Origin of the sequence: Streptococcus sp. 4155 (assembly GCF_013276695.1) — a bacterium.
Classification (GTDB): Bacteria; Bacillota; Bacilli; order Lactobacillales; family Streptococcaceae; genus Streptococcus; species Streptococcus pseudopneumoniae.
The window spans coordinates 1-1,021 of sequence record NZ_VMLM01000093.1 but is presented as its reverse complement, the minus strand read 5'-3'; the positions used below and the strand labels follow the sequence as shown (position 1 = coordinate 1,021).

Sequence of the window (1,021 nt, the reverse complement as noted above, 5' to 3'; positions counted from 1 at the left end):
TAGTTATGAAACTTACAAACGAAGAAACACAAAAAATTGAACAACTCCTAAGAGATTCATCGTACGCCAAATATCACAAACGTCTACAGATTATTTATTTTCGCTCAAAAGAAAAGAGTTATAAGGAAATCATGGATCTGCTAGATTGCAATAAAACAACTGTTTGGAGGAATTTGAAAAAATATAAGGAGTTTGGTTTAGAAGCGCTTCTTCAAGAGACCCGTGGTGGACGTCATAGAGAATATATGACTTACGAAGAAGAACAAGCATTTCTAAAACGTCATATAGAAGCTGCTCAGGCTGGGGAATTTGTAACTGTCAATCAGTTATTTGAAGCCTATCAAAAAGAGATTGGTCGCACTTCCACACGTGATGGTTTCTATTATCTCCTGAAACGACATGGTTGGCGAACGGTCACTCCTCGACCTGAGCATCCCAAGAAGGCAGACGCTCAGACAATTGAGACGTCTAAAAATAAAATCTACATTCGAGACCTTAAGTAAGCGCTTTAAAGAAGAGGGGACTTATAACAAAGTACGTTTGATGTACCAAGATGAAGCTGGTTTCGGAAGAATCAGTAAGATGAGTTCTTGTTGGGCTCCTCAAGGAATCCGACCTAGCATTCCTAGTCATTATATGCGAGAATATCGCTATTGTTATGGGGCAGTAGATGCTCAGACAGGAGATTCCTTTTTCCTCATTGCTGGAGGATGCAATACTGAGTGGACCAATGAATTTCTACGGCAAGTCTCACAAGCTTATCCAGATGACTATATTTTACTTGTCATGGATAATGCTATATGGCATAAATCAAGTACCTTAGAGATTCCAAGTAATATTGAGTTGGCTTTTATCCCACCTTATACACCAGAAATGAACCCTATTGAACAAGTCTGGAAAGAAATTCGAAAACGAGGTTTTAAAAACAAGGTTTTCCAAACATTGGAAGCCGTCATTGATAAGCTTCAAGAAGTTATTCAAGGACTGGAAAAAAGCGTTTTAAAGTCCACTGTCAGTAGAC

General features: G+C 38.6%; 1 protein-coding gene. It reads left to right on the top strand.

Annotated features, from left to right (window positions below; all coding sequences use genetic code 11):
* Positions 1–5: 5 nt before the first annotated feature.
* Positions 6–1,021 (top strand): IS630 family transposase gene (locus tag HT715_RS10405; protein ID WP_172922943.1). Its coding sequence is split into 2 segments (ribosomal slippage), with 1,018 coding nucleotides annotated over them: positions 6–502 and positions 501–1,021; the frame shifts between segments, so codons are not numbered across the junction. This gene is flagged as partial in the annotation.